The sequence below is a fragment of the Streptomyces sp. BK340 genome, from assembly GCF_007827595.1.
Classification (GTDB): domain Bacteria; phylum Actinomycetota; class Actinomycetes; order Streptomycetales; family Streptomycetaceae; genus Streptomyces.
Genome location: NZ_VISR01000022.1, coordinates 62,811 through 84,243, shown reverse-complemented (window position 1 = coordinate 84,243; position 21,433 = coordinate 62,811). Strand labels below are relative to the sequence as shown.

The window sequence follows — 21,433 nt, the reverse complement described above, 5'->3', positions numbered from 1 at the left end:
AGGAGTCGTCAGACGACCGTTGCCTTCAGTGCGTCCCTGGTCGGCGCCGCCAGTTGCTCCCTCACCGCGCGGCGCAGGATCTTGCCCGACGGGTTGCGCGGGAGGGACTCGGCGAAGTGGTACGTGCCCGGGATCTTGTAGTCGGCGATGCGGCCCCGCAGCGACAGCAGGAGTTCCCGGGGGGTGGCGGTCGCGCCGGGCCGGAGGACCACCACGGCGTGCACGCTCTCGCCCCAGCGGTCGTCGGGGAGGCCGACGACGGCCGTGTCGGCGACGGCCGGGTGCGCGGCGAGTGCCTTCTCGACCTCGGCCGGGTAGATGTTCTGCCCGGCGACGATGATCGTGTCGTTGATGCGGTCGCACAGGTGGAGATAGCCGTCCTCGTCGAGGTAGCCGGCGTCGCCCATGTGCAGCCACTCCCCCACCAGGGTGCGGGCGGTGGCCTCGGGCAGGTTCCAGTAGCCGAGCATCCGGGAGGGTGCGCGGACGCAGATCTGGCCGATGGCGCCGACGGGCAGGGTCTCGCCGTCGGGGCCGATCACCTTGACCTCGTTGCCGGGGCAGGGCCTGCCGACCGAGGTGAGGACCGTGCTGCCGGGGTGGTGCGCCTCGGGCGGGAGACAGACCGCGACACTGCCGGTCTCGGTGCTGGCGTAGATCTGCGCGAACTCGCAGCGGTAGGTCTCCAGGCACTGCTTGAGCAGTGTCTCGGACATGGGGGCGGCGCCGTAGGCGATCTTGCGCAGGGAGGCGAACGCCTCGGGGCCCGCGCCGCGTTCGGCCGCCATCGCCTGGAGCATGGCCGGGGCTGCGAAAGTGGTGGTGACCCCGTGGCTGCGGATGAGCCGTACCGCCTGCTGCGGGTCGAACTGCGGCATGATCACGTTCGTGCCGCCGGCGTTGAACGTGTGCAGGAACCAGCCGATGCCGGCCACGCCGAAGCCCGGCAGGGAGATCAGGGCGACGTCCTCGGGCAGCCAGTCGATCCAGTCGACGCCCCGCTCGCGGCTCGCGTGCGGCAGCGTGAAGAAGCTGCGGTGGGCGAGGACCGCGCCCTTGGGCAGGCCGGTGGTGCCGCTGGTGTAGATCTGGATGACCGCGTCGTCCGGACCGGTGCCGGGCGTGAGGTCGGTGTCGGGCTGGTCGGCGGCCCAGGCGAGCAGGCCCGCGCCGCGGGCGGGTTCGCCGTCGGCGTCGGTGCCGTCGACCCGGATCACCCTGCGCAGCCCGCGCAGTTGGTGGCGGACGATGGCGACGGTGTCCCAGAACTCGTCGTCGACGAAGATCAGGGCGGCGCCGGAGTCACGCAGGATGTGGTCGACCTCGTGCGGGGTGAGCCGCCAGTTGACCGGCACCAGGACCGCGCCGGCCTTGGCGCAGGCGATCATCACCAGGTAGTAGTTGGCCGACTCGCGGCCCAGGTAGGCGACCCGGTCACCGCGCCTGACCCCGCTGGTGTGCAGGGCGTGCGCGGCCCGGTTGCTGTCGCGGTGGAGCTTCTCGTAGGTGGTGACGCGGCCCTCGCAGATGATCGCCGGGTGGTCCGGGCGGCTTCCGGCGTGGGCCCGGGAGGAGTGGTGGAGCGTCCAGCGCTCCCTCGGTATGTCAGTCATGGTGGGTTCCCGTCCCTGGGGGGCGTCCCCTGTCGAGGACGCCCCCCAGCTCTGTCACACTGCCGGTACCGGACCGAGCGAGCCGTCGACGAACTGGGCCAGCGCACGGACCGTGGGGTGGTCCTGGGTGAGGGAGGCCGGCAGGGGCAGTCGGAACGTCTGCTCCAGTGCGGCCTTGACCTGCTGGGCCATCAGGGAGTCCAGGCCCAGCGACACGAACTCGGTGGACACGTCCAGCTCGTCGCCCTCCTCCAGGTGCAGGACGGCGCCGACCTTCTCGCGGACCACGCCGGTGACGGCGGCCAGGCGTTCGGCCCCGGGCAGCGCGGCCAGTGCCGTGAGGTCGAGGCCGGTGCCGTCGTCCTCGGGGGCCTGCCGGGCGAGCCGGTCGTAGAACAGGTCGCCGGTGACGCTGCCCGCCACATAGCGGTCCCAGTCGAACTCGCCGACGATCCGCTGGGTGCGCGGCCGTCCCCACAGCCGGGCCAGGGTGTCCAGGGCCCGGGTCGGGGAGAAGAAGCGGACGCCGCTGCGCTCGATCTCCTGGCTGAGGTGCTCCTCGAGGCGGGCCGACATGCCGACCCGGGCCCAGGCGCCCCAGTTGACCGAGAGCCCCGGCACCCCGCGGCGGCTGCGCCACTCGGCGAGTGCGTCGAGTCCGGCGCTGGCGGCGGCGTAGTGGCCCTGGGTCGCGCCGCCGAGGACGGAGGCGATGGAGGAGTAGGTGACGAAGAACTCCAGCTCGGGGAAGGACTCCTCGGCCGCCTCGTGCAGCAGCCAGCCGCCGTACGCCTTCGCCGCGAGCTGAGCGTCGATCGACTCCCAGGTCAGCTCGGAGATCAGCTTCTTGTCGTAGGAGCCGGCCGCGTGCACGATCCCGCCGAGCGGGTACGGGCCCGCCGCGAGGTGCCGCACCAGGCGCTGGACGTCCTCCGAGCGGGAGATGTCGGCGCGTACGACGTCGATCTCGGCGTCGGCGGCCAGGTCCGCGAGGACCGGTGAGGCCTCCTCGGTGGCCCGGCCGCTGCGGCTGACCAGGGTCAGGTGCCGGGCGCCGAGCGCGACCAGCTTGCGCGCGGTGACCAGGCCGAGGCCGCCGAGACCACCGGTGACCAGGTAGGTGCGGTCGGCGCGGAGCCCGGCCGGGCCCTCGTCGACGGGGTCGCTCTGCTCCTCGGCCGGGTCCTCGGGGAGTGTCACCCAGGTGGGTTGGGCGGGGTCGGACAGGGCGGTGCGCAGGGCCTCGCCGGTCTCGTCCAGCCGGAAGCGGGGCGCGGTGTCGTCGGAACCGGTGGCGTGGACGACGGCCACCGCGGGCACGGTGAGCGTGGAGCGGAAGGTGCCGTCGTGCCGGACGAGGACCTCGTCGCCGGCCGCGAAGCCGGTGCCGGCGGCGGCGGCGAGGACCGTGCCACGGGCCAACTGGCCGAGCAGCGGCGGCGGTTCCTCCACGCCCGCATCCTCCTCGGCGCGTTCGGCGCGTCCGGTGTCCAGGGCGGTGCGGGCGTCCTCGGCGGTCAGGCCGACGGCGTGCACGCGGACCTGGACCTCCTCGGCCCCGGGCGCCCGCTCGGTGACCGAGGCCGGCGCCAGGTCGGACAGGTCGCCGGAGTCGGGGGCGCGCAGTTCGAAGCCTCCGGTCCAGGTGAGGGTCGAGTCACCGGCGAGCAGCCGGCGCACATAGCGGCGGCCGGGGCGGTGGGCGACCTGGTACTCGCCGGGCGGCTCACTGCGCCACTCGTCCGCGAGCGGGGTGAGGCCGCTGCCCGGGGCGAGGTCCACCAGGGTCGTCCGGTACTGCGGGTACTCGGTCAGCAGCACCCGCCCGAAGCCCCACAGGGTGGCGGCGCCGAGGTGCCCGCCGTCGCCGGCCGGGTCACCGGGCAGCCACTGGGCGCCCTCGGTGACCAGCCACAGCCGGGGCGGCCGCGTGGCACCGGAGGCGTCCAACGCACCTACGAGCGTGAGGAGTTCGCGGTAGTTGTCCTCGCACTCCACGCGCAGCCGGCCGTCGGACATCGGCGCCGGGCGCTGCCGCCAGATCCGGCAGACGTCGGTGACGGTGGGGTCCTCCAGGGCGGCCTTGAGGTCGGTGAGGTCGGGCAGCCAGGTGACCTTCAGACCGGGTTCGGCGGCGAGTTCGGCCGCGCGGACCGCGGACGGGTCGAGCAGGACCACGTGCCGGGCAGGTGCGTGCTCCTTGGCCGGCAGCGCCCGGCGCACCCAGTCGGGGCGGTGCAGGAACTGACGGCGGCCACCGCGGCCCTCGGGCCGGGCCATGCGGACACCGAGCAGCTCGGCCACCGGATCGCCGTTCTCCAGCAGCAGCACGTCGGCCAGGCGCCGGTCCTGCTCGCCGCGGACCCGGGCGAGGACGCGCAGGTTCTCGCCGCGCGGCTTGCGGAAGTGCCGCACGGAGGCGATCTCGCGCGGTACGAACACCGGGCCCTCGGGGTCGAGGACGACCAGGGCCTGCACCGCGGCCTCCAGCAGTTCCGCCGGGACGTGCTCGACGGCGCTTGCGTCGCGGCCGGTCAGCTCGCCGGTGACCAGTGCCCCGGCAGGCAACGTTTGCCCGTCAAGGAGCGGCGTCCGGTGCGTGCTCTCGGTGTGCCGGCCGGAAGTCCTCGTACTGGACGTACTCGGGCTTTCGGCCGGTCCGGCGAGTGGGGGTACCCCCTGCTCGAAGAGCTTGGGGGAGCGTGCCGGGCGTCGCGACGGGGCGGACGTTGCCTGCCGGGGCACTGCGTCGCCGTGCCGGGCGGCGTGCAGCAGCAGCCGCATCCGGGGTCCCTGCGGGCGGCCGACGGAGGCGAGGTCGGTGTAGATGTCCTCGTCGTCGATCTGCTGTCCGGCCGGGGCCAGCGTGGCGTCCAGCTCCGCCAGCTCCGAGACGGGGACCAGGGGTTCGCGTTCGGCGGCGACCACGGCGGTGGCGTGCAGGTTCTCCTCGCCGCCGACGACCGTGAACACCTCGACCTCGGCGCCGCCGCCCGGGCGCGGCCGCCAGCGGGTGGTCAGCGCGGTCACCGTCTCGGCGGGCAGCTCCAGCGGGGCGAGCAGCCTGAGGTCCCGGACGGCGGATCGGGCGTGGCCCTGGACCGCGTCCTGCACGGCGAGCAACAGGTCGACGTAGGCGCCGGCGGGCAGGACGGTACGGCCGCCGTCGGCGAGGTCGGCGAGCGCGCCGAGTTCCTCGGCGGTGAACTCCGCGTTGAACTCCCGCACTCCACTGGCGAACCGCTCCTCGACGCCGAGCAGCAGGTGCCGGGCGGTGCCGTTCGCGGCCGCCCTGCGGGGTGTGGCGGTGGGCAGCCAGTAGCGCTTGCGCTGGAAGGCGTACGTCGGCAGGTCCACGCGGGCGGGCACGGGGTGACCGGCGTGGTAGTCGGTCCAGGAGACGCCGAGGCCTGCCGCGTAGTAGTCGGCGAGTGCGGTGAGGGTGGTCGAGGTGGTGGTGTCGCGGCGGCGCAGGCTGGCCAGCCACAGGTGGTCCTCGACGGTGACCCCGCGCCGGGCGAGCGCGGTGAGCCCGGCCTGCGGGCCGACCTCGATCAGGGCGTGCCGGCCGCGCTTGGCGACGGCCCGGATGCCGTCGAGGAAGCGGACCGGTTCGCCGATGTGCCGCACCCAGTAGTCGGGGTCGCCGATCTCGCGGAACCGGGCGAGGCGTCCGGTGACGTTCGAGATGAGGCTGATCTTCGGCTCGTGGAAGGTGATGCCGCCGAGGGCCGCGCGGAAGTCGTCGTAGACCTCGGCCATCAGCGGGGAGTGGAAGGCGTGCGAGACCTTGAGGCGGTCGACGCGGACGCCCCTGCCCTCCAGGATGCCCACCACCTCGTCCAGCGCGGCGGTGGCACCGGAGATCACCGTCTGGTCGGGGGCGTTGACCCCGGCCAGGGCCAGGTCGGCGCGGCCCTCCAGCAGGGGGGCGACCACCTCGACGGGGGCGGCGACGGCGGCCATGCCGCCCTCGGTGCGCACGGCCTGCATCAGCCGGGCCCGGGCGGCGACCAGGGTGACCGCGTCCGCCAGGCTGAACAGGCCGGCCACGGCGGCGGCGACGACCTCGCCGATGCTGTGCCCGATGAGCACGTTCGGGCGCACGCCCCAGGCCATCCACTGCTGGGCGAGGGCGTACTCCAGGGTGAACAGGGCGGGCTGGGTGTACTCGGTGCGGTCGATCGCCTCGGGGTCGGCTGCGGTGCCGAGCAGCAGCTCGCGCACCGAGCGGCCGAGGTGTTCGGCGAACAGCCGGTCGCACGCGTCGACCTGGGCGCGGAAGACGGGCAGCGCCGCGTAGAGGGCGGCGCCCATGCCGGCGTACTGGGAGCCCTGGCCGGTGAACATGAACGCGGTCTTGCGGATGCCGGAGGGCCCCTCGTGCTCGGCCTCGGCGGCCTGGTCCAGGAGCCGGGCGAGCGCGGCGCTGTCGGCGACGGGCGCGGCGATCCGGAAGGGGTGGTGGGTGCGGGTGGTGTTGGCGCTGTGGCAGAGCGCCGCCAGAGGCTGTTCGTCGACCAGCTTCCGGTATTCGGCGGCGAGTTCGCGCAGGGCGCCGGCGTTCTTCGCGGACAGGGTGAACACCGGTGCGGCCCCGCCCTCGCAGGGCTGCGGGGCCGGCTCGGGGGCCTGCTCGAGGACGACCGCGCCGATGGTCCCGGCGAAGCCGAAGCTGTTGACGACCGCGCGCCGGACCTCGGCCTCCCAGGGCTCGCAGGCCGTCGGGACCCGGACCGGGTAGAGGTCCCAGGGGATGCGCCCCGAGGGAGTGTTGAGGTTGATGTGCGGGTAGATCGTGCCCGCGCGCAGCTGGAGGACGGTCTTGATGACGCCGACGATGCCGGAGGCGGGCTCCATGTGACCGAAGTTGGTCTTCACCGAACCGACCAGCACCGGCCGGTCCTTGGTGTGGGAGTCGACGAACACGTCGCCGATGGCGCCGAACTCGATGGGGTCGCCGAGCGGGGTGCCGGTGCCGTGCGCCTCGACGTACTGGATGTCCTCCGGCGCGAGGTGGGCGGCGGCCAGTGCGCTGCGGATCACCTTCTCCTGGGCGGGGCCGTTGGGCACGGTGAGACCGGCGCTGTCGCCGTCCTGGCCGACGGCGGTGCCGCGCACCAGGGCGAGGATCCGGTCGCCGTCGCGCTCGGCGTCGGCGAGCCGCTTGATGACGACGATGCCGCAGCCCTCGGCGCGGGCGTAGCCGTCGGCGGCCTCGTCGAAGGTCTTGCACTGCCCGTCCGGGGAGAGCATCTGGGCGTTGGAGAACATCACCGGGATGCGCGGGTGGTGCAGGGCGTTGACGCCGCCGCACAGCGCGATGTCGGTCTCGCCGGCGCGCAGTGCCTGCACCGCGAGGTGCAGCGCGACCAGCGAGGAGGAGCAGGCGGTGTCGACGCTCATGCTCGGGCCGCGCCAGCCGAGGAAGTAGGAGAGGCGGCCGGACAGCGGGAACATGGTGATGCCGGACGCCAGATGGCCGTCCAGCTCCTCGTAGGGCAGCGAGTCCAGTTCGAGTGCGTAGTCGATGGAGCTGGCGCCGATGTACACGCCGCCGTTGCCGCGGCGCAGCGGCGCCGGGTCGATGCCCGCGTGCTCCAGGGCCTGCCAGGCGGTCTCCAGCAGCAGCCGCTGCTGGGGGTCCATGTACCGGGCTTCCTTCGGGGAGATGTTGAAGAAGCCGGCGTCGAACAGGTCGATGCGGTCCAGGAACCCGCCGGCCGAGGCGCGGATCTTGCCCTTGTCGTCCGGGCCCTCGGGCGTGAACGCGTCGACGTCCCAGCGGTCCCGGGGGATCGGGACGATCCCGCTGCGGCCCTCCCGCAGGAAGGCGTCGAACTCGTCGGGCGAGCCGCTGCCGCCGGGGAACCGCAGACCGATTCCGACGATCGCGACCGGCTCGGGCGCCTGCTCTGATTCCTTACGCGGCATGGAGCTACTCCTCAAGCTTCCTGGATGGCCTGGGTCAGGTGGTCCACGAGGTGGGCGATCGTCGGCTCGTTGAAGAGCACGTTGACGTTGATCGACAGGTCCAGGAGCTGCTCCAGGCTCTGCCGTATCTCGGTCAGCCGCAGCGAGGTGAGGCCGAGATCGAAATAGCTGACGTCGAGGGGGAGATCCTCGGAATCGTCCATGAGAAGCACTGCCTTGAATTTCACCAGGACGATTGACTCGATTTCTTCGGCGAGTTCACTGCGCGGCAGGTCGCGCAACCGCTGGATCGTGCTGTCGACAGGTGGCATGCCGTCATGCAAGCAAGGCCGGCTGACACCCCGCTGACAGCCCCGAGAGCGCTCCCGTGGCTTGATCGGCGCGGTCAGTCACGTGTCAGCGCGGGGTCAGATTCCGCTGTCAGGCTCGCATTGCTTCAAGAAATCCACACGCCATATCCGAAAGGCTGAAGATGCTTCGCGAAGCCGCGCAGGAGGAGAGTGCTGAGGCACCTTCCGGATTGAAGAGTTACGACCTCTACATCGCGGGCAAGGACGTCGCCGGGGACGGATGGGTATACACCGTCAGCGGGCGCTCCCTGCTGGAAGACGTGTTCACCAGCGTGACCCTGAAGCGCTCGCTCGAACAGGACCCCGAGTCCGACGCGGCCAAGCACCCCTATGTCGTCGGGCGCTGCGCGATCGCGGACGACTCCGCCATCGACCTGGCCACCCAGGCGGCCGCCGCGGCCGCCCCCGACTGGGCGGCCGTACCGCTGGAGCGGCGGATGCAGCTGGGCACCCGCTTCCGCGAGGAACTGATCAAGCACCAGGACGAGTTCCTGCGCATGCTGGTCGCCGAGTCCCACCCCGTGAAGCTGGCCCGCTGGGAGCTGAGCTGCCTGCTGCAGATCTACGCCCCGGGCTCCCTGCGCTGGTACCTGAAGCAGATGCGGGTCGAGAAGGAGTACAACGGCCGCAAGCTGATCCTGCACCGCCAGCCGGACGGCGTGGTCGCCTTCAACCCGCCGCAGAACGCCCCGCTGCCGAGCACTGCTCTCTGCGTGCTGGCCCTCATGGCCGGCAACGCCGTGGTGGTGCGGGCGCCCCGCAGCATCGCGCTGTCCACCATGTGGCTGCTGCGCGACATCGTCGCCCCGCTGCTGGAGGAGATCGACGCGCCGGCCGGTGTGCTCAACGCGGTGTGCTCCAACCCGAAGCAGACCATGGACCGCTGGATCGCCGACCCGCTGATCAACGACATCTTCTACATCGGCGGCAGCCAGGAGGGCCTGCGCTTCGAGCAGCAGTGCGTGGCACACGGCAAGAAGCCGATCCTCGAACTCGCCGGCAACGACGGCATCGTGGTGTGGAAGGACGCCGACGTGAAGTGGGCGGCCGAGGCCATCACCGAGTCGTTCTACGGCTCCGGGCAGATCTGCATGGTGCCCAACTACGTGCTGGTCCACCCCGAGATCGCCGAGGCGCTGATCGCGGAGGTCAAGGAGCAGGTCAAGGGCATCAGGCCGGGCCTGCCCGAGGAGGAGGACGTGCTGCTGTCGCCGGTGCGGCGCAGCGAGCGCTTCTTCCGGCTGCTGCGGCAGGCGATGGACAACGGCGCCGAGCTGGTCACCGGCGGCAACCGCACCGAGGTCGACGGCACGGTGTCCGAGACGGGTGTCTTCCTGCAGCCGACGGTGGTGCGGGTGGACGGCCTGGACCGGGCCCGGACCTACGACGTGGTCCGTGAGGAGACGTTCTTCCCGCTGATCCCGATCGTGGTCGCCGAACGCGACAACGACGACGCCCTGCTGGAGGCGTTCCTGCAGTTCGTCAACAGCAACGACTACGGGCTGCGCAACTCCCTGTGGTCGCGCTCGGACCACGTCATCGAGACCTTCGTGCGCCGCGTGGTCAACGGCGGCCTGCTCAAGGTCAACGATTCCCACATCGGCTTCCTGCCGTACCTGCCGAGCCACGGCGGCACCGGCCGCACCGGCGGCGCCTTCGGCGAGGCCAACTACCCGATGCTCAAGACCTCCCACATCCAGGGAGTCAGCATCGCCCGCGACGTGAGCCCGTACGACGCGGTCTTCGGCGCCTGACCACACCCAGTCCTGCGGAGGTTTCCCGTGCGTTCCCTCGATGCTGCCCGGACCGTCTGCGAGCGGTTCCACCCCGGACTGCTCAAGGAGCTGGAGCAGATCCCGTATGCCGGGCGGGAACGGCCCGGCAGCCCGGTGATCGACCTGTTCCGTATCCACGGCGGGGTCGGTCTCCTGATACCCGAGGCCTACGGCGGCCACGGCGCCGCCCCGCTCGAGGCGCTGCGGGTCCAGCTCGCCCTCGGCGCGCTCTCCCCGTCGCTGGTCGCGGCCGTGTCCATGCACCACTTCACCGCCGCCATGCTGTACTCGCTGGCGGTCAAGTCGGGCCGGCTCACCGCCGCGCAGACCGAGCTGCTGCACCGGATCGTGCCGGACCAGCAGGTGCTGGCCTCCGGCTGGGCCGAGGGCCGCACCGCGCAGAACATCCTGAAGCCGGCCGTGACCGCGCGTCCGGTCGAGGGCGGGTTCCTGCTGTCCGGCTCGAAGAAGCCGTGCAGCCTGTCGGGTTCGATGAGCCTGCTGACCGCGTCCATCGCCATCCACGGCGAGGAGGGCGGCGAGCCGGAGCTGGCGCTCGCGCTGGTGCCGGCCGACGCGCCCGGCATGTCCGTGCACCCGTTCTGGGGCAACGACCTGCTGGCCGGCGCGGAGAGCGACGAGGTACGCCTGGAGGACGTGTTCGTCCCGGCCGAGATGGTCGTCCGGGCCGGCGCCGACGACCCCACCCGACTCGACGACCTGCAGTCGGCCGGATTCGTCTGGTTCGAGATGCTGATCTCCGCCGGATACGCGGGCTCCGCCGCCGCGCTGGTGGAGCAGGTGCTGGAGCGGCAGCGGGGCAGCTCGGAGGAGCGGGCCGCGCTCGCCGTCGACATGGAGGCGGCCCTCGCCCTGCTGGAGGGCGTGGCCCGGGGCACCGGCGCGGAGCCCGGCGACGAGGAGTCGGTGGCCCGCGTGCTGGTCGCCCGGTACGCGGTGCAGAACGCGCTGCCGGACATCGTGGCCCGTGCGCTGGAGCTGCTCGGCGGGCTGGACTTCATCAGCAACTCCGCGAGCGCGCAAGCCGCTGCCGCTACTCGTGCGCTGGCCTTTCATCCGCCATCTCGACTCGCCGCCGCGGAGCCGCTGCTCGCGTACTTCGGCGGAGGGCCGCTGGTTCTGGCGTAGAGCTCGGCCGGCAGAGCCGAGTGGGCGACCGCGGGCCGCATGTGGCTGGTCGCGCCCGCGCGGCGGAGCCGCATGTCGACACGGCCCCGCGCCCCTTCGGGGCGCTCCCCCCCCACCCCACCTTTTTGGAGTGAGCGACACGTGACCGTCATCCAGGATTCCCCGGCGCCGGCGACCGCCGCCGTCGACGAGGCGGAGATCCTCAACCTGTACCGGGCCCACCTCAGCAAGGGCCGGGCCACGCTCGCCGAGTTGTTCGGCAGTCACATGGAGGTGGCGTCGGAGGGCGCCTGGCTCACCACCAGCGACGGTGAGCGCTTCCTGAACGCGGGCGGGTACGGCGTGTTCATCATGGGCGCCCGGCACCCGATCGTCATGGAGGAGGTGGAGCGCCAGCTGCGCACCCACCCCACGGCGACCCGCATCCTGCTGGAGCCGACGGTGGCCCGCGCCGCCGAGGCCCTGGTCTCGGTGCTGCCGCCCGGACTCGACCGCGTGCACTTCGCGCTGTCCGGCGCGGAGGCGGTGGAGACCGGCCTGAAGCTGGCCCGTGCGAACGGCTTCAAGCGCACCATCTCGATGCGCGGCGGCTACCACGGCAAGACGCTGGGCGCCCTGTCGGCGACCGCGAAGGACGTCTACCAGGCGCCGTTCCGCCCGCTCGTGCCCGACTTCCAGCACCTGCCGTTCGGCGACGCCGACGCCCTGGAGGCGGAACTGCGGGCGCACCCGGGCGAGGTCTGCGTGATCCTGGAGCCGGTGCAGGGCGAGGGCGGGGTCATCCTCCCGCCGAAGGGCTACCTCAAGCGGGTCGAGGAGCTGGTCCGCGAGTACGAGGGCTTCCTCATCCTCGACGAGGTGCAGTCCGGCTTCGGACGGCTCGGCGAGTGGTGGGGCGCCGACATCGAGGGCGTCGTCCCGGACGTCCTGCTCACCGGCAAGGCGCTCGGCGGCGGTGTGATGCCGGTGTCGGCGGCCGTAGCCACCCGCAAGGCGTTCCGCCCCTTCGACAAGGACCCCTACGTCCACACGGCCACCTTCTCCGGGCAGCCGGTGCTGATGGCCGCGGTGCAGGGCGCGATCCGGGCCGTCAAGGAGGAGCGCCTGGTCACCCGGGCCATGGACCTCGGTGCCCGGCTGCTGCCGCGGATCGCGGAGGTCGCCCACCGCAACATCCCCGAGCTGGTGGTGGACGTGCGCGGCCGGGGTCTGCTCATCGGCGTGGAGCTCGTGGAGGCCGGTCTGGCCGGCGAGCTGCTGATCGAGCTCTTCAACCACGGCGTGGTCGCCAACCACTCCATGAACGGCAGCTCGGTGGTGCGGTTCACGCCGCCCGCCGTGCTGGACGACACCGACGTGGACTTCCTCGTCAACTCCTTCGACCTGGCCACCCGCGACCTCATCCGGGGCGCGGCCAAGATGCCGGAAGGCGGTAACTGATCGTGCGGCACGTCGAACTCGATGCCCTGATACCCGCGGAGCAGGCCGAAACGGTCCTGCACGCCGTACGGCGCTGGGAGAAGTACCCGGACCTCGCGCCCCACGTCAACGCGACCACGGTGCACGCCTCCTACCCCGACCCGAAGGCCTCCTCCAGCTGGGAGCTGCACTTCCGCAGCGGCCTGCTGCGCTGGACCGAGGACGACACCGTGCTGCCGGAGAGCGGGGAGATCCGCTTCGAGCAGTCCGACGGCGACTTCGACTCCTTCTCCGGCACCTGGTCGGTGCAGCAGAACGGCGCCGACGTCAGCGTCCGCTTCGACGCCGACTTCGACTTCGGCATCCCGAGCCTGGAGGGCATCCTCGACCCGATCGCCGAGCGGGTCATCAAGGAGACCGTCGCCTGGGCGCTGACCGGGCTGTACCCGGCCGTGCGGATCCAGGGCGGCATCCAGCTCACCGAGCCCGCCGCGGTCGGCGCCCAGTAGAACGCCGAGGAGCTGACCATGGACCAGGCGAACCCCTTCGAGACACCACGCACGTACTCGTTGCACCGCGCCGAGTACCTGGTGGGCCTCGCCGTCACCACCGGCCTGATCGTCTACCACTTCGGCGACATCCGCTGGCTGCCGGCGCTCGGGCTGTTCCTCTACATCGACCTGATCGGCTACATCCCCGGCGCCATCGCGTTCAAGAAGAGCGGCGGCCGGCCGATCCACAAGGCGTACTACGTCCTCTACAACGTCATGCACAGCCTCATCACGCAGGGCGCGGTGGCCGCGCTGTGGTGCTGGCTGGTGAAGCCCGAGTGGGCGCTGCTGGTACTGCCGTTCCATCTGTTCGGCGACCGCGGTCTGTTCGGCAACTTCATGAAGTCCTTCGCGCTGCCCTTCGAGCCGGTGCGCCAGGAGGGCTATCTGCGGCTGCTGGACGACCTGGGCCTGCCCCACCCCAAGCCGGTCGGGCACGCCATGGACCCGGTGCCGGTCGGGCACGTCCCGGCGCGGACGGTCGTACGGGAGACGGAGGCCGTGCGATGACCACCGCGACCGGCGTACGGCGGACGGTGCGGCAGGACCCGGCCGAGCGCCGCCGGGCCCTGTACCACCTGGCGTCCCCGGTGTCGGTGCTGACCACCGGGCCCGAGGACCGGATGCACGGCACCACCGCGAGCACGGTCACCCTGGTCTCGCGCTCCCCCCTGCTGGTCGGTGTGGCGCTGCGGGCGGGCTCGTCCTTCGCCCGGCTGGCCGCCGCCGAGGGCCGGTTCGCGATCAACGTGCTCGGCGGCGACCAGGCCGACGTGGCCCGGCGGTTCGCCGACAGCGGCCGGCCCGACGGCGGCGAGGCCTTCGCGGGCCTGGCCTGGACGACGGACCGGTACGCGCACGCCCCGCTGATCGCGGGCGCGCTCGCCCACTACGTCTGCCGGTTCCACTCCGCCCACGAGGCGGGCGACAGCGAACTGCTGCTCGGGTACGTCGTGCGCGCCACCGCCGACAACGGGCGGCTCCCCCTGTTCAGTTACGCCGGCGGGCTGTTCGCCGGCTCCCTGCGTCCGGCGAAGGAGGCCGCCGCATCATGACCGCACCCGTAGCACCCGAGGCCGACTGGGAAAAAGCACCCGGTCTGCTGGACGGAGCGAAGGAACTCACCCTCGGACCCGAGGAGTGCGACCTCGCCTACTGGATCACCTCGGTGGCCCAGGGCACGCTGCGCGACCGCGGGGTGACCGGCCACCACGAGAACGCGATCACCCCGGACTTCCTCAAGGCGCCCGGCCCGTTACGTGAGGCGCTGGTCTTGGAGTTCGGCTTCCGGGCCCTGGCGGAGGAGCTGGCCACCCGGCTGCTCGGCCACTACGTCTCCGTCGCGCCCGGCATCCCGCAGATGGAGTTCTACGCCACCCAGCTGATCGACGAGGCGCGGCACGCCCGGGTCTTCCGCCAGCACCTGGTGGAGCTGGGCATCCCGGCGACCACCCTGCTCAAGGACATCGACGAGATGGCCCGGGACTACCGCAAGCGGGTCCTGGACCCGGTGGTGGACTTCACCCTGGACATCGTCCGCGACCAGGCCGACTTCCCCGGCGGGGTCGCCGTGTTCGCCATCATCATCGAGGGCGTGCTGGCCCCGGCGGCCGAGCTGAGCGAGCGCAAGTGGACCCCGCTGTCCCCGGCGACCGGCGAGATCTCGCGCGGCACCGCGATCGACGAGATCCGCCACCTCACCGTGGCCAGCACCATCCTGCGCGACCATGTGATCGAGCACCCGGAGTACAAGCCGCGGCTGCTGGAGATCCTGCGCGCGGGCGTGAAGCTGTGGGACGAGATCCCGGACCGGGAGTTCGTCATCCACCGCGAGGAACTGTTCCAGGAAGGCATGTTCCAGCACGCCGACAAGATCGGGGACTACGAGATCTGGCCGGGCGTCCGGCTGCTCGACACCACCGCCGAACAGCGCTACGACATGGCCGAGCAGTGGACCGACGAGATGGCCGAGGTCCGCATGGACTACATGGGCCTGCCCGTCGGCGTCCTCGCCTCGGAGGCCGGCGCATGAGCACCGGGCGGGCCGCGGTCGTCACCGGAATCGGGTCGTACGTCCCGCCCAACGTGGTGACCAACGACGACCTGGCCGCCCGCCTCGACACCTCCGACGCCTGGATCCGGTCCCGTACCGGGATCGCCGAGCGGAACTTCATCTCCCCCGGCACCTCCACCGGCGATCTGGCGGTGGAGGCCGGTCTGAGGGCGCTGAAGTCCGCGGGCGACGAGGAGGTGGGGGCGGTGGTGCTGGCCACCACCACCCCGGACCAGCCCTGCCCGGCCACCGCACCGCAGGTGGCCGCGCGGCTGGGGCTCGGGCAGGTGCCCGCCTTCGACGTGGCGGCCGTCTGCTCCGGGTTCCTGTACGGCCTGGCCTCGGCGGCGGGGCTCATCGCGGCCGGGACCGCGGACCGGGTGCTGCTGATCGCGGCGGACGCCTTCACCACGATCATCAACCCCGAGGACCGCACCACCGCGGTGATCTTCGCGGACGGCGCGGGAGCGGTGGTGCTGCGCGCGGGCTCGGCCGGTGAACCCGGTGCGATCGGCCCGCTGGTGCTCGGCAGCGACGGCGAGCTGGGCCATCTGATCGAGGTCCCGGCGGGCGGTTCCCGGCAGCGGTCCACCGGCCGGCCGGCCGCCCCCGAGGACCACTACTTCCAGATGCTCGGCCGGGACACCTACCGGCACGCGGTGGAGCACATGACCGCCGCGTCCACGGAGGCGGCCGAGCGGACCGGCTGGCGGCTGGACGACGTCGACCGGTTCGTGGCGCACCAGGCCAACGCCCGGATCCTGGAGGCCGTTTCGGACCGGCTCGGCATTCCCGCCGAGCGGCAGCTGAGCAACATCGCGCGGGTCGGCAACACCGGCGCCGCCTCGATTCCGCTGCTGCTCGCCGAGGCCACCGCCGAGGGCCGGCTCGCCGCGGGCCACCGGGTGCTGCTCACCGCGTTCGGCGGGGGTCTGTCCTGGGGGGCCACGACCGTCATCTGGCCGGAGCTGCAAACAATCTGACCGATCGTCAGTCACTCATATCGATTCAGCGGTACGCGGGGCGCGTACACCTTCGAAAGGAACCGACATGCTGGAGCAGCTCAAGGAAATCCTGTCCAACAAGCTCAAGGTGTCGCCCGAGTCGATCACTCCGGAGGCCACCCGGGAGGACATCGAGCTGGACTCGCTGGCCGTGGTGGAGCTGTCGCTGCTGCTGAAGTCCGAGCTGGACCTGGACATCAGCGACGACGACCTCCTGGAGGCCGAGACCGTGGGCGACATGGTCCGGCTCATGGAGGAGCGGAGCGCGAAGGTCTGATGGCCGGGATGGACATCGCCGTCACCGGGCTCGGCCTGGTCACCCCGGGCGGTATCGGGGTCGGGCCGAGCTGGGCGGCGGTCTGCGACGGCAGGCCGGCCGCCGCCCTCGATCCAGTGCTGGCGGACAACCCTGTACAGATCTCCTGCCGGGTGCCGGACTTCGACCCCGAGACACTGCTGAGTGCGCGGCGGGCCCACCGCCTCGACAGGTTCGTCCAGTTCGCGCTGGTCGCCGCGCACGAGGCGGTGGCCGACGCGGGCCTCGACCCGCAGACCTGGGACGGCGCGCGCGTGGGCGTCGTGCTGGGCTGCGCCGACGGCGGTCCGGGCACGGTCGAGGAACAGCACCATGTGCTGCGCGAGCACGGCGCGGCCCGGGTGTCGCCGCTCCTGCTGCCCATGCAGCTGCCGAACATGCTGGCCGGTCAGACGGCCATCGAGTTCGGGGCGACCGGACCCAACCTGGTGGTGGCCACCGCCTGCGCCTCGGGCGCGACCGCCATCGGGACCGCCCGTGACCTGCTGGCGCTCGGCCGGTGCGACATCGTGCTGGCGGGCGGCAGCGAGGCCATGATCACCCCACTGGTCATGGCCGGGTTCGCGCAGATGGGCGCGCTCTCCAAGCGGCACGACGATCCGGCGGCCGCATCGCGCCCGTTCGACGTGGACCGCGACGGCTTCGTCGCCGGTGAGGGCGCGGGGATCCTCGTGATGGAGCGTGTCGCGGACGCCCGCGCCCGCGGTGCGCACATCCACGGCCGGATCATCGGGTACGGCGCGACCGCCGACGCGCACCACATGACGTCGCCGCATCCCGACGGTGTGGGGATCGAGGCGGCGGTGCGGGCGGCTCTCGCCGACGCGGGCGCCGATCCGGACGACGTCCAGCACGTCAACGCGCACGGTACGTCGACACCGCTCAACGATCTGTCCGAGGCCCGGATGATCCAGCGGACCCTGCGCGGGGATCCGTTGGTCACCTCCACGAAGGGAGTCACCGGTCATCTGCTGGGTGCCGCCGGCGCGGTCGAGGCCGCGTTCGCTGTGCTCAGCGTGGAGCACGAGTTGATTCCGCCGACCGCCAACCTGGTCATGCCCGATCCCCGGATCGAGGTCAAGTTGGTCCAGACGGCAACCGAGATGCCGATCGACCTGGCGTTGAGCAATTCGCTGGGGTTCGGTGGGCAGAACACTGCGCTCGCCATCGCACCCGCCTAGTTCGGCCGTTCGGCGGGTGCGGGCCGATCGTGGCTGGTCGCGCCCGCGCGGCGGAGCCGCATACCGACACGGCCCCGCGCCCCTTCGGGCGCTTCCACAGCCGCCCGCGGAGAACCACTGCGGGCGGCTGTCCCCCTTTTCTCCTTCCGTCCCTCTCCCCTGCTCTGGAGTTCACCATGTCCACCAGCGGTTCCCCACCCCGGTCCGGTCGGCTCGGCACCGGACACATCCTGTTTCTGATCGTCGCCGCCGCGGCCCCGCTCTCCGCCATGGTCGGCACCGTCCCCCTCGCCTTCGCCTTCGGTGACGGAGCCGGTGTGCCGGCCGCCTTCCTGTTCGCCGGGGTCACCCTGCTGTGCTTCTCGGTCGGGTACGCGGTCAGCGCGCGCCGCACCGGAGGCTCGGGTGGGTTCTACGCCTCCGTCGCCGACGGGCTCGGCCGGCCGCCGGCGGTGGCCACCGGGTACGTGGCTCTGCTGTCGTACAACTGCGCGACCATCGGGCTGGCGGGTGCGCTCGGGTACTTCACGCACCTGGTGTTCGCCGCCCACGGGATGGCGGTGTCCTGGGAGTGGTGCGCGGCCGTCGGGCTGGTGCTGACGGCCGTGCTCGGCTACCGGGAGATCGCGCTCAGCGCCCGGGTGCTGGCCCTGCTGATGCTCGGCGAGATCGGCGTGCTGGCCGCCCTCGATGTGGCGATCCTGGCCCGGCACGGTCTGCACGCGCTGCCCGCCGCCTCGTTCTCCCCGCACGTGGCGGCCGGGCACGGCGCCGGTGTCTCGCTGATGTTCGCGTTCGTCTCCTTCATCGGCTTCGAGTCGGCCGCCCTCTACGGCAAGGAGGCGAAGGACCCGCGGCGCAGCGTGCCCCGGGCCACCTACGCGGCCGTCGTCCTGATCGCCGGTTTCTACGCCCTCACCAGCTGGCTGGCCGTCGGCGCGGTCGGCAGCGACAAGGTGCGCGAGGTCGCGGGCAAGCAGATGGGCGACCTGTTCTTCGTCCTCGGTGACGACTTCCTCGGCAGGGCGGGCAGCACCGGGCTCCAGATCCTGCTCTGCACCAGCCTGTTCGCGGCGACGCTGGCCCTGCACAGCGCCGCCAACCGCTACGCCCAGGTGCTCGCCGAGGACGGTCTGCTGCCGCACGGCCTGGCCGCCGAGCACCCGCGGCACCGCTCTCCGCACCGGGCCAGCCTCGCGCAGAGCGGGCTGACCACGCTGGTCGTGGCCGGCTTCGCCGTCGCCGGTCTCGACCCGTACGCCGACCTGACCACCAGCATGCTCGGCCTCGGCACCCTGGGCATCGTCGCCCTGCAGGCGCTGGCCGCGCTGTCCGTGCTCGGGCTGCGGCTGCGGGGCGGCGGCGGGCACTGGTGGCGGGAGCTGCTCGCCCCGCTGCTGGGCTTCGCCGGCCTCGCCGCCTCGGTGTGGCTGGTGGTCGGCAACTTCGACATGCTCACCGGCTCCCCTTCCAAGGTCATCGCCGCACTGCCCTGGCTGCTGCCGCTGGTCGCCCTGGGCGGCCTGCTGTACGCGGCGCGCCTGCGCTCCGCCCACCCGACCCGCTACCGCCTCCTCGGCGCCCGGCACACCGCGAGCACCGTTCCGGAGCAGTCCCCCGCCGCCTCCCCCGCCCTGTCAGGAGACCGCCGTGCATGATCCCCACGAACTGATCGAGGCCGGTCCGGACGCCGTACGGCGCCTGGCCCGCCGCCGCTACGCGCTCGACCTGGACGCCCTGAGCACCGCGCTGCACGCCCGCTCGGCCACACAGGCCGAGGTGACCCGGCTGCGCACCGACCTGAACCGCACCGCCAAGGCCCGCCGCTCCGGCCCGCCCACGGAGGCGGAGAAGGAGGCCGCCCGGGCGCTGCGCGCCGAGGTGCAGCAGGCGGAGGGCGCCGCCCGCACGGCAGCGGGCGAGCTGACCGAGCTGCTGCTGGGCATCCCCAACCTCCCGCTGGACGCGGTCCCGGACGGCGACTCGGAGAAGGAGGCCGTGGAGATACGGCGCGGCGGTCCGGCCCCGCGTCCCTCGGCCGGCGCCCGGCACCACGCGGAGATCGGCGAGGCCCTCGGCATCCTCGACTCCCCCGCGGCGGCCAGGCTCTCCGGCGCCCGCTTCAGCGTCTCGCACGGCGCCGGAGCCCGCCTCGAGCGGGCCCTCGGCGACTTCTTCCTCGACCTGCACACCCGCGAGCACGGCTACACCGAGCAGTCGGTGCCGTTCCTGGTCAGCCGCGACACGATGACCGGCACCGGGCAGCTGCCCAAGTTCGAGGAGGACCTGTTCCGCACCCAGGTCGGCGACCGCGAACTGTTCCTGATCCCGACCGCCGAGGTCCCGCTGACCAACCTGGTGGCCGGACAGCTCCTGGACGCCAGGACGCTGCCGTACGCGTTCACCGCCCGCACCCCCTGCTTCCGCGCCGAAGCCGGGGCGTACGGCCGTGACACCCGGGGCGTCCTGCGTCTGCACCAGTTCGAGAAGGTGGAGCTGGTGCGCGTCTGCGCCCCGGAGGAGGCCCAGGAGCAGCTGGAGCTGATGGTCTCCCAGGCCGAGGAGTGCCTGCGCCGCCTCGAACTCTCCTTCCGTACGGTTCTGCTGCCCGCGGGCGACATGGGCTTCTCGGCCCGGATGACGTACGACATCGAGGTCTGGCTGCCGGGCGGTGGCTCCTACCGGGAGATCTCCTCGGTCTCCGACTGCGGCACCTTCCAGGCCCGCCGCGCCGACATCCGGGTCAGGCGGGCCGACGGCCGCAAGAGCCCGGCGGCCACCCTGAACGGTTCGGCGCTCCCGATCGGCCGCACGGTCGCCGCGCTGCTGGAGCAGGGCGTCCAGGAGGACGGGTCGGTGGTCCTGCCCGGGGCGCTGGTTCCGTACACCGGCTTCCGGCGCATCCTGCCGGGCGGTGCGACCGAGTAACGCGCACAAAAGGGGCGGGAGTTGAGGTCCGATCCTCAACTCCCGCCCCTTTCAGCGCGGTTCACGCGCCCATCATGTGCACCCCGCCGTCCACGTGGACGACCTCGCCCGTGGTGCGCGGGAAGAAGTCCGACAGCAGGGCCACGACCGCGCGGGCGGCCGGGTCCGGGTCGGTGAGGTCCCAGCCGGCCGGGGCCCGCTCGGTCTCCCAGACGTCGGCCAGCTGCGAGAAGCCGGGGATCGACTTGGCGGCCATGGAGCGCAGCGGGCCGGCCGCGACGAGGTTGCTGCGGACGCCGCGAGGGCCGAGGTCGCGGGCCAGGTACCGGCTGGTGGACTCCAGGGCGGCCTTGGCCACCCCCATCCAGTCGTAGTGCGGCCAGGCGACCGTCGCGTCGAAGGTGAGGCCCACGATCGAGCCGCCGCGCCGTTCCAGCAGCGGCAGGCAGGCCGTGGTGAGGGACTTCAGGGAGTACGCCGACACGTGCACGGCCGTCGACACGTCGTCCCAGGTGCCGTCCAGGAAGGAGAAGGCGCCCTGGGGGCCGTAGGCGATGGAGTGGACGACGCCGTCGAGGGAGTCGACGTGCTCGCCGATGCGGTCGGCGAGGGTGTCCAGCTGCCCCTGGTCGGTGACGTCCAGCTCGATGACGGGGGCGGGCTTGGGCAGGCGGGAGGCGAAGCGCTCGATGAGGGTCAGCCGGCCGAAGCCGGTCAGCAGGACCTCGGCGCCCTCCTCCTGGGCGATCCGGGCCACGTGGAAGGCGATGGACGCGTCCGTGACCACCCCGGTCACCAGGATCCGCTTGCCGGCGAGGATGCCGCTCATGCCACCGACACCCCCTTCGGCAGGGCGCTGACCAGCGGGGAGTCATGGTCCTGGGGGCCGAGGGCGCTCCCGCCGCCGGGCTCGCCGAGGCCCTCGAAGAAGGCGGCGTTGGAGGCCGCGTGGTCGTCGCCCCACTCCGCGGGCAGGTCGTCCTGGAAGTAGATGGCGTCGACCGGGCACACCGGTTCGCAGGCCCCGCAGTCCACGCATTCGTCCGGATGGATGTACAGGGCGCGCTGCCCCTCGTAGATGCAGTCCACGGGGCATTCGTCGATGCAGGAGCGGTCCTTGACGTCGACGCAGGGCAGTCCGATGACGTAGGCCATGCTCA

The 21,433-nt window shown here is 72.3% G+C and carries 17 protein-coding genes; 12 read left to right on the top strand and 5 right to left on the bottom strand.

The window, feature by feature from the left end; translation table 11 throughout:
* Positions 1 to 8: 8 nt before the first annotated feature.
* From FB157_RS31795 to FB157_RS31785, 3 genes are read right to left on the bottom strand one after another with little or no spacing between them, the layout of a single operon-like run.
* Entirely contained in the window at positions 9 to 1,613 is a 1,605-nt protein-coding gene (locus FB157_RS31795; RefSeq protein ID WP_145884116.1) for a fatty acid--CoA ligase, read from the bottom strand.
* Positions 1,614 to 1,667: 54 nt separating this feature from the next.
* A complete protein-coding gene (locus tag FB157_RS31790; protein WP_145884115.1) occupies positions 1,668 to 7,547 on the bottom strand; it encodes a type I polyketide synthase in 5,880 nt (1,959 codons plus the stop codon).
* An 11-nt stretch (positions 7,548 to 7,558) separates the two neighbouring features.
* Positions 7,559 to 7,858, bottom strand: a complete 300-nt coding sequence (locus FB157_RS31785; protein WP_145884114.1) for an acyl carrier protein — start codon at positions 7,856 to 7,858, stop codon at positions 7,559 to 7,561.
* A gap of 161 nt (positions 7,859 to 8,019) precedes the next feature.
* Between FB157_RS31785 and FB157_RS31780 the strand changes: the two genes are divergently transcribed.
* From FB157_RS31780 to serS, 12 genes are all read left to right on the top strand, one after another.
* A complete protein-coding gene (locus FB157_RS31780) occupies positions 8,020 to 9,651 on the top strand; it encodes an aldehyde dehydrogenase (RefSeq protein ID WP_145884113.1) in 1,632 nt (543 codons plus the stop codon).
* Positions 9,652 to 9,678: 27 nt separating this feature from the next.
* A complete protein-coding gene (locus tag FB157_RS31775; protein ID WP_145884112.1) occupies positions 9,679 to 10,821 on the top strand; it encodes an acyl-CoA dehydrogenase family protein in 1,143 nt (380 codons plus the stop codon).
* A 141-nt stretch (positions 10,822 to 10,962) separates the two neighbouring features.
* Positions 10,963 to 12,261, top strand: coding sequence for an aspartate aminotransferase family protein (locus FB157_RS31770; protein ID WP_145884111.1), 1,299 nt, complete (start codon positions 10,963 to 10,965; stop codon positions 12,259 to 12,261).
* 2 nt (positions 12,262 to 12,263) lie between these two features.
* Entirely contained in the window at positions 12,264 to 12,749 is a 486-nt protein-coding gene (locus FB157_RS31765) for a type II toxin-antitoxin system RatA family toxin (protein WP_145884110.1), read from the top strand.
* Positions 12,750 to 12,767: 18 nt separating this feature from the next.
* Complete coding sequence (locus FB157_RS31760; protein ID WP_145884109.1) at positions 12,768 to 13,301, top strand: hypothetical protein; 534 nt, start codon at positions 12,768 to 12,770, stop codon at positions 13,299 to 13,301.
* Positions 13,298 to 13,846, top strand: coding sequence for a flavin reductase family protein (locus FB157_RS31755; protein ID WP_145884108.1), 549 nt, complete (start codon positions 13,298 to 13,300; stop codon positions 13,844 to 13,846). The genes FB157_RS31760 and FB157_RS31755 overlap by 4 nt, the downstream gene beginning before the upstream one ends.
* A complete protein-coding gene (locus FB157_RS31750) occupies positions 13,843 to 14,823 on the top strand; it encodes a VlmB-like protein (RefSeq protein WP_145884107.1) in 981 nt (326 codons plus the stop codon). The genes FB157_RS31755 and FB157_RS31750 overlap by 4 nt, the downstream gene beginning before the upstream one ends.
* Positions 14,820 to 15,827, top strand: a complete 1,008-nt coding sequence (locus tag FB157_RS31745) for a beta-ketoacyl-ACP synthase III (protein ID WP_145884106.1) — start codon at positions 14,820 to 14,822, stop codon at positions 15,825 to 15,827. Before FB157_RS31750 ends, FB157_RS31745 begins: the two co-directional genes overlap by 4 nt.
* Before the next feature lie 67 nt (positions 15,828 to 15,894).
* On the top strand, positions 15,895 to 16,125 hold the full coding sequence (locus FB157_RS31740) for a phosphopantetheine-binding protein (RefSeq protein WP_020942802.1): 231 nt from the start codon (positions 15,895 to 15,897) through the stop codon (positions 16,123 to 16,125).
* Positions 16,125 to 17,345: a beta-ketoacyl synthase gene (locus tag FB157_RS31735; protein WP_145884105.1), complete on the top strand. Its 1,221-nt coding sequence runs from the start codon at positions 16,125 to 16,127 to the stop codon at positions 17,343 to 17,345. The genes FB157_RS31740 and FB157_RS31735 overlap by 1 nt, the downstream gene beginning before the upstream one ends.
* Before the next feature lie 176 nt (positions 17,346 to 17,521).
* Positions 17,522 to 19,003: an APC family permease gene (locus FB157_RS31730; RefSeq protein WP_145884104.1), complete on the top strand. Its 1,482-nt coding sequence runs from the start codon at positions 17,522 to 17,524 to the stop codon at positions 19,001 to 19,003.
* Positions 18,996 to 20,273: a serine--tRNA ligase gene (serS, locus tag FB157_RS31725; protein ID WP_145884103.1), complete on the top strand. Its 1,278-nt coding sequence runs from the start codon at positions 18,996 to 18,998 to the stop codon at positions 20,271 to 20,273. Before FB157_RS31730 ends, serS begins: the two co-directional genes overlap by 8 nt.
* A gap of 61 nt (positions 20,274 to 20,334) precedes the next feature.
* Here the strand turns inward: serS and fabI are convergent, their stop codons facing one another.
* Together fabI and fdxA are read right to left on the bottom strand one after the other, a co-directional pair.
* Positions 20,335 to 21,102 carry an enoyl-ACP reductase FabI gene (gene fabI, locus FB157_RS31720; RefSeq protein WP_145884102.1) on the bottom strand — a complete coding sequence of 256 codons (768 nt, stop codon included), beginning with the start codon at positions 21,100 to 21,102 and terminating at the stop codon, positions 20,335 to 20,337.
* Entirely contained in the window at positions 21,099 to 21,428 is a 330-nt protein-coding gene (gene fdxA / locus FB157_RS31715) for a ferredoxin (RefSeq protein WP_145884101.1), read from the bottom strand. Before fdxA ends, fabI begins: the two co-directional genes overlap by 4 nt.
* Between the last annotated feature and the right edge of the window lie 5 nt (positions 21,429 to 21,433).

Coding starts and splice junctions, on each gene's coding strand:
- FB157_RS31795 (WP_145884116.1), bottom strand. CDS start 1,613: ATGACTGACATACCGAGGGAGCGCTGGACGCTCCACCACTCCTCCCGG.
- FB157_RS31790 (WP_145884115.1), bottom strand. CDS start 7,547: ATGCCGCGTAAGGAATCAGAGCAGGCGCCCGAGCCGGTCGCGATCGTC.
- FB157_RS31785 (WP_145884114.1), bottom strand. CDS start 7,858: ATGCCACCTGTCGACAGCACGATCCAGCGGTTGCGCGACCTGCCGCGC.
- FB157_RS31780 (WP_145884113.1), top strand. CDS start 8,020: ATGCTTCGCGAAGCCGCGCAGGAGGAGAGTGCTGAGGCACCTTCCGGA.
- FB157_RS31760 (WP_145884109.1), top strand. CDS start 12,768: ATGGACCAGGCGAACCCCTTCGAGACACCACGCACGTACTCGTTGCAC.
- FB157_RS31755 (WP_145884108.1), top strand. CDS start 13,298: ATGACCACCGCGACCGGCGTACGGCGGACGGTGCGGCAGGACCCGGCC.
- FB157_RS31750 (WP_145884107.1), top strand. CDS start 13,843: ATGACCGCACCCGTAGCACCCGAGGCCGACTGGGAAAAAGCACCCGGT.
- FB157_RS31745 (WP_145884106.1), top strand. CDS start 14,820: ATGAGCACCGGGCGGGCCGCGGTCGTCACCGGAATCGGGTCGTACGTC.
- FB157_RS31740 (WP_020942802.1), top strand. CDS start 15,895: ATGCTGGAGCAGCTCAAGGAAATCCTGTCCAACAAGCTCAAGGTGTCG.
- FB157_RS31735 (WP_145884105.1), top strand. CDS start 16,125: ATGGCCGGGATGGACATCGCCGTCACCGGGCTCGGCCTGGTCACCCCG.
- FB157_RS31730 (WP_145884104.1), top strand. CDS start 17,522: ATGTCCACCAGCGGTTCCCCACCCCGGTCCGGTCGGCTCGGCACCGGA.
- fabI (WP_145884102.1), bottom strand. CDS start 21,102: ATGAGCGGCATCCTCGCCGGCAAGCGGATCCTGGTGACCGGGGTGGTC.
- fdxA (WP_145884101.1), bottom strand. CDS start 21,428: ATGGCCTACGTCATCGGACTGCCCTGCGTCGACGTCAAGGACCGCTCC.